7 protein-coding genes are annotated in these 6,183 nt (G+C 34.7%); 5 read left to right on the top strand and 2 right to left on the bottom strand.

What is annotated here, in order from left to right; translation table 11 throughout:
- Positions 1 to 118: 118 nt before the first annotated feature.
- Positions 119 to 592 (top strand): hypothetical protein, encoded by a 474-nt coding sequence (locus B2R65_RS06105; protein ID WP_286741672.1) that lies wholly within the window; start codon positions 119 to 121, stop codon positions 590 to 592.
- 122 nt (positions 593 to 714) lie between these two features.
- Here the strand turns inward: B2R65_RS06105 and B2R65_RS06100 are convergent, their stop codons facing one another.
- Together B2R65_RS06100 and B2R65_RS06095 are read right to left on the bottom strand one after the other, a co-directional pair.
- Positions 715 to 1,017, bottom strand: coding sequence for a hypothetical protein (locus B2R65_RS06100; protein WP_286741671.1), 303 nt, complete (start codon positions 1,015 to 1,017; stop codon positions 715 to 717).
- 69 nt (positions 1,018 to 1,086) lie between these two features.
- Positions 1,087 to 1,995: a hypothetical protein gene (locus B2R65_RS06095; RefSeq protein WP_286741670.1), complete on the bottom strand. Its 909-nt coding sequence runs from the start codon at positions 1,993 to 1,995 to the stop codon at positions 1,087 to 1,089.
- Between the two features lie 297 nt (positions 1,996 to 2,292).
- Between B2R65_RS06095 and B2R65_RS06090 the strand changes: the two genes are divergently transcribed.
- The 4 genes from B2R65_RS06090 (at position 2,293) to B2R65_RS06075 (ending at position 6,060) form a co-directional block, all read left to right on the top strand.
- Positions 2,293 to 2,652 (top strand): hypothetical protein, encoded by a 360-nt coding sequence (locus B2R65_RS06090; RefSeq protein ID WP_286741668.1) that lies wholly within the window; start codon positions 2,293 to 2,295, stop codon positions 2,650 to 2,652.
- Between the two features lie 5 nt (positions 2,653 to 2,657).
- Positions 2,658 to 2,861 (top strand): hypothetical protein, encoded by a 204-nt coding sequence (locus B2R65_RS06085; protein WP_286741666.1) that lies wholly within the window; start codon positions 2,658 to 2,660, stop codon positions 2,859 to 2,861.
- A gap of 330 nt (positions 2,862 to 3,191) precedes the next feature.
- On the top strand, positions 3,192 to 4,574 hold the full coding sequence (locus tag B2R65_RS06080) for a KAP family P-loop NTPase fold protein (RefSeq protein ID WP_286741664.1): 1,383 nt from the start codon (positions 3,192 to 3,194) through the stop codon (positions 4,572 to 4,574).
- A 187-nt stretch (positions 4,575 to 4,761) separates the two neighbouring features.
- A complete protein-coding gene (locus B2R65_RS06075; RefSeq protein ID WP_286741662.1) occupies positions 4,762 to 6,060 on the top strand; it encodes a DEAD/DEAH box helicase in 1,299 nt (432 codons plus the stop codon).
- Positions 6,061 to 6,183: the final 123 nt, after the last annotated feature.

Below are 6,183 nucleotides of genomic sequence, written 5' to 3'. Positions count from 1 at the left end.
GCCAAATTAACTATGCCACTACAGAGGATTAGTCTTTGGAGCTGAAAAATCAAAGAAACAGCTTTTCACTTTAGCTTCAAATAAAAGCTACAATGTTAGAATTCCTGTTGTTGCACAATTGATCAATCAATCTTCAGAGTTATATAAATCTAAAGTTGATTATTCTGAAATCATTGCTTGTGGATTAAGAACAATTTTTGAATTGTCTATTGATGAATTAAAATCTAAATACCCCAAAATATTTGAACATAATAAAGCCAATAGTACAAAATATAAGAAATCGAGTAGCTTAACTTGGGATACAGTGCAGGTCATTCATTTTATTACATCACACATTGATCTATTGCGCATAATTTCTGAAAGTATTGGATTAGGTTTTCACTCATTAAAAAACCTTATAGATTTTGAAGGTTATGTGATTTCTACGAACAAAGCACAGTTGGGTGCCCATAAATCAATAAAGTGCCTTAGCCCAGATGATTTGAAAAGCTTAGCCCAAAGAGCAGGACATTTCGCTATTTTTTGTGATGTTTTAATCTATAAAATCCCAGAATCAAAAATAACTTCTTTTAACCATATACAGATACCATAGTATGGTACTTTATTATTAAATATTAAGACGTGTTTTGATGGTAATGTAATTCAGTATCATACTAAAACCGTCTTAACTATGCTCGCTTAGAGCTAGAAAAAGACTTTAGTTAAATTCATACATCATAGCCAATGTTTAGGAATATCTAATTCAAAGGTATTGGCGGCATATTTTAGCATGGCGATTATTTCTTTGTGTTTATCTATGTCGTAATCCTTATTGGCTTTGCGTAGTTCAATAAGCTCTTTTAGTAGTGGAAGGTTGAACATTTTTAGTTTATAAAAATTATTCCAACTAGGCTGACCGAATAAGTTGAAAATTAATTCAGTCCCATCTCGTTCGCTAGCTAATCGTTTTTCGCCAGATATTAGGCTTTCGGCATTTTCAGCTTCATCACGATCTTCATACGTGTTTAGTAGTACCATTTAGATAACCTTAGTGATTAAGAGATAAACTTAAAGCCGATTATTCAACAGATTAACCGGCTTTATCAATTAAGGGTGAAAAACATTCATCGGTCGGTTTAAAGCAAGATTTCCCCAGTTTTCAAAGTATGGGCTTGTCGAGTTTTTAACTATAGCAGTATGTCTTAAAGACCATTCTTGTAAATGATAAAATAGTTGTGATGATACGATATTATTGAATGGGATATCTTTATAAGATTCAAATTTTTGTTCATCAACTTTAATGCACAAATGTGCAGCCAGTAATAAAACTTGATCTCTTGTTAAGTTAGAAAGTGGTATGCGAGCTTCACTCTGCGAATATTTACAAATATGGTAAACATTCAAATCTGTTTTTCTATTTCCAAAACTTGTTGGGTATCCAATAGTAAGCATATCGCCGTATGATACAGAGCCTGTAAATAATCCACTGCTACTATATTTGCAATTATCTGGCATATCGTAGGCAACTATATTTATATCACGGTCTGAATTGTGTTTAGAGCCTCGACCTACATATAGTGCAATAATTATATTACCTATTATCACCCTATGGAACTCATTATTTTTTACCGGAATTTTGCAAGCTGTAGCTATTTCATTAGGGTTGGATAGTTGATAATCACCAGCTACCTTGCAATATGCATCCCAAAGAGCCATGTCTGTTTCTTTTCTTAGTCTCTTTCCTTCTTTCACAATTTTGTAAAGAGTATTGGAGTTGTAAGAAGTAAATACAGAGGTGTTTTTTATCGAATTGGTATTGTTATGTTTGAGATCTGCTTTTAGGGTATTGATATTATAATTTACGTCTTTGCCTGGTAGAGATTCTGCAATCATTGCTGATAGAAAGGTATGCTTTCGGCGGTATTGGCCATTTGAACCTTTAATTAGCTTGTCATTTAAATTTTTGGTAAATAGTTTGAATGCATCATTAGATGCAGGAAAAATAGAGTTGTTCATTTAAATATCTCTTTATAATTGATTTATGGTTTTGACGGCCTTGGTTTTCATCGCAACACATGCAAAAAGAAATATTTTGGTGATAATACGAAGTCTATATAAATTTACCGATATCCAATTTTTGGATCCAAAGCATTACGCAGGCTTTATATGCCTATCTCTTTAACGACCTATCGCGATATTGAATAGGCGGTTGTTGACGAGACAGTTACATAGTAATTAATGGTTGACTAATGTTCAAGCTTTAGGTTTTGTCTTATTATAGATAGTAAGCTTAACTCTTTATTTGGAATACAGATGAAATCAGATGCTTTGTTTAGCCAATTAAAAAGTAAATTTATCGTAACTAATGCTGATATGGGAAACTTGCCTCATAGAACACGGTTAGAAGAGGATAAAGATACTGGTGAGTCAATTTTGCTTATGCCCAAAGAAGTTTATGGTGATTATGCTGAGATTGACGACATAATTTCATTTAAAAAAGCCTCAAAGTGCCGAATAAAATTAGTTAACTTAAGCTGTAAAGTTAAAAAGTGGGCGTCTTTTGTTCGGGAATATAACTCAATCTGCAGACAAATGAAGTCATCTAAACATCCTCTAAATAGAGTAATAGTCGAAGTCCAAGGGTTGAATTATTTGATTAAAGCCAAGGAGTAAATTTAATGAATAGTCAACCTATTAAAAATGATGATGAGCTAAGAATTGCTTTGCTTAGAGTTGATGAAATATGGGGTGCAGAAAAAGGTACTCCAGGTGGTAATGAACTAGAGCAGTTAGTAACGTTGATTAATGATTATGAGGATGATCAAATAATTGAGGAACGAATTAATCAGTCAGAGATTAAGGTCGATATTAATGACCTATAGTTATTTTAGTATGATACTTTATTACTTGGTTTTTTTATGTTTTTGTAGGATTTCTTAATTTAGTATGAAACTTTATTTTTAAAGGCCCAAATTACTTAACAGATAAATAGGCTTTGCAGGATGACTTAGTATGATACTTTATTACTCTCCCACATTTGTTGAAGATTAAAGGCGCTTAATGCGCCTTTTTTTGTGAGTAATTGTAGCCGCGTTTTATTACTGCAAGGCACTTAATTAAATAACAGTGAAAATAACTTCGTTTGAATACAGTGTTTCGTAATCAATGTCTTCATGGCAATATAGTTATAAACAAAATCAGGGAAGATAAAAATGGAACCATGGAATGACGATAAGTTAAATAGAGCTGAAGATGCAGAATATCTAACTTCTTACTTACTCAATCGATTTACAGTTAAAAAAGAGGAACCTTTTGTATTAAATATTGATGCTGAATGGGGATTTGGTAAAACCTATTTCCTTACAAACTGGCAAAGAGGTTTAAAAGCTGAAGGGTGCGAAGTTGTTTATTTTAATGCTTGGGAGAAGGATTTTACAGATAACCCTTTGCTTGGTTTTATTTCTGCTATTGATAAAGAATTAAGACCCTTTTTTAATAAAAAGGGTAACGAAAGTCAAAAAACTAAATGGAATAAGTTTAAGCTTGCAGCCGCACCGCTACTTTTATCTTTTATAGCAAAAAAAATGACGGGTTATTCACTCGATCAAATAAACGAATTAATTGAGAGTGATGATGCTGAGGATAAAGCATCAAGTATAGATAAAAAAGATACTAATAAATTAGTTGAAGGGTTAACCACTCAAGCAACACATATTGCCTTAGAGCATCAAGATAGTATTGAAAATAGCATTACTACTTTTAAGATTAATTTAGGGGCGATCGCTAAAAAGGCAGGTAAGGATATAAAGCCAATTTTCATATTCGTAGATGAGTTAGACAGATGTAGACCTAGTTATGCCATTGAACTACTAGAGACAATTAAACACCTATTTCAAATACCGCGCGTTTATTTTGTTGTAGCTACAGCATCCGAGCAATTAAGTCATTCAATAAAAGCTATTTATGGTAATGATTTTGAATCTAAAAAGTACCTAAATAGATTTTTCGATCAAATTTATCATCTACCACCACCAAATCGTTTGTCTTACTCAGAGTATTTATGGAAAACAGAGCTTATTAATGATGATAAGTTAATTGCTGTGCATAAAAATGGTAATGCTTACTTGCTGGCACAAACAGCTATTTTATGTGATGCGGGTTTACGAGATATTGAACAAGCCGTTAAGGTTTTACAAGCTATTCAGCTAACAACTGAAGAAAGGATATATACGTTACCGTTAGTATTTTTAGCTATTCTAAAAATAAGTAAGCCAGACTTATATAAAATTATGATACCAATGTGGAAAGATAAATTTCGAACTAACTCTAATTCCAAACAAAATTGGAATATTTTTATTGAAAAAATGAATAACCCTGAATCGAATTTGGACTCAATGAGAGCCCCTGAAGGTAAAATTATTAGCATTATAAGTATGTTACTAGGAAAAACCGGAATAAGATCTACAGAAATTCAACGTGGTACAACAGAGCTTGGCGATATGATCCTACATGACTTTAGCTTTAACCAAAATCGACAGTTTTCGATACTACATTACCCTGAGTTAGTTGAGCGTGCAGGTCGTTTTATATCTTAAAGAAAGGGGGAAAACTCCCTTTTCGTATTAATGAGCAAAAATAATCAGAGCTTGAGTATACACAGAGTCTGCAGCTTTAATTGCGCAGCGGTTACCTATAAAACATTTAAATCACTAACCTCTACTTAATAAGCGCTAAATACGCTAAAATTACAGGCTACTTTTTTAGCAATAAGCCCACAATTTTATGACCTCAGCAACAAGCCCTAGTACCTTTAACGATCTTGGCCTTATTCCAGAGCTACAAGCTCGTTTAACCGATTTGGAATATAGCCAACCTACGCCAATTCAAGCTAAGGCGATTCCAAGTGTACTGGCTGGTAGCGATTTAATTGCGGGGGCAAATACTGGCTCAGGTAAAACAGCGACGTTTGCATTACCAATGCTACAAACCCTATTTTTAGAGCAAGGCGCTAAAAAAGTAGCGAGCAAAGGTAATTTTGTCACTGGGCTTATTTTGGTACCTACCCGTGAGCTTGCAACGCAGGTGGCCGATAGCGTTAAATCGTATTCTGCCAACTTTAATGGCGCCATTAAAACGGTGGCGGTATTTGGTGGTGTGTCGGTTAATACACAAATGCAGGCTCTACGCGGCGGCGCCGATATTATCGTGGCAACACCAGGGCGTTTGCTCGATTTAATCTCAAGCAATGCTATTAAGCTCGATAAAGTAACTACCTTAGTGCTTGATGAAGCCGACCGCATGTTAAGCCTTGGCTTTACCGAAGAGCTTGCTGAGTTATTAGCGTTAATGCCTGCTAAAAAACAAACTATGTTATTTTCAGCAACCTTCCCAGAGCAAGTAACACAATTAACGCAAGAGCTGTTAACCAACCCTGTTGAAATACAAGTTCAAAGCAAAGACGAAAGCACCTTAGTACAGCGCGTATTTACAGTTAATAAAGGCGAAAAAACCACGGTTTTAGCGCATTTAATTAAAGCGCATAAATGGCGCCAAGCACTTATTTTTGTAAACGCTAAAAAAGACTGTGAGCACCTAGCAGGTAAGCTTGAAAAGCGTGGTATTAACGCACAGGTATTTCATGGTGATAAAGGTCAAAGTGAGCGTACTCGCGTAATAGAAAAATTTAAAGCCGGTGAAATAGAAGTACTTATTGCCACCGATATAGCAGCCCGTGGTTTAGATATTGCCAAACTGCCTGTTGTTATTAACTTTAACTTACCGCGTAGCCCCGCTGATTATATGCACCGTATTGGCCGAAGCGGCCGTGCTGGCGAAGTTGGCTTAGCGTTATCGTTAATTGATTATGAAGACTTTCATCACTTTAAAATAATCGAAAAGAAAAACAAACTGCGTTTAGAGCGTGAAGAAGTAACCGGTTTTGCGGTAAACCAAGCAAATCTTGATGCAGCACAAGCACTTAAAAACGATAAGCCAATGGCAAAGCCTGAAGGCACAGGTAAGAAAAAGAAGAAAAAATCCAACCAAGAAGATGATGTATGGAGCGGCTGGAGAAAAAGATAAGCCTTAATACATATAAATCATTAAACTCGAATTATTAAAAAACCCTGCACATTTGCAGGGTTTTTTTGGTAGTAGCTAATATTGCTATATAGCAAATTAAAACTTAGACGGAGCTGGTGGCAC

This window comes from Pseudoalteromonas sp. UBA2102 (assembly GCF_002331165.1).
GTDB classification, from domain to species: Bacteria; Pseudomonadota; Gammaproteobacteria; order Enterobacterales; family Alteromonadaceae; genus Pseudoalteromonas; species Pseudoalteromonas atlantica.
This window is presented reverse-complemented; position numbering and strand designations above follow the sequence as displayed.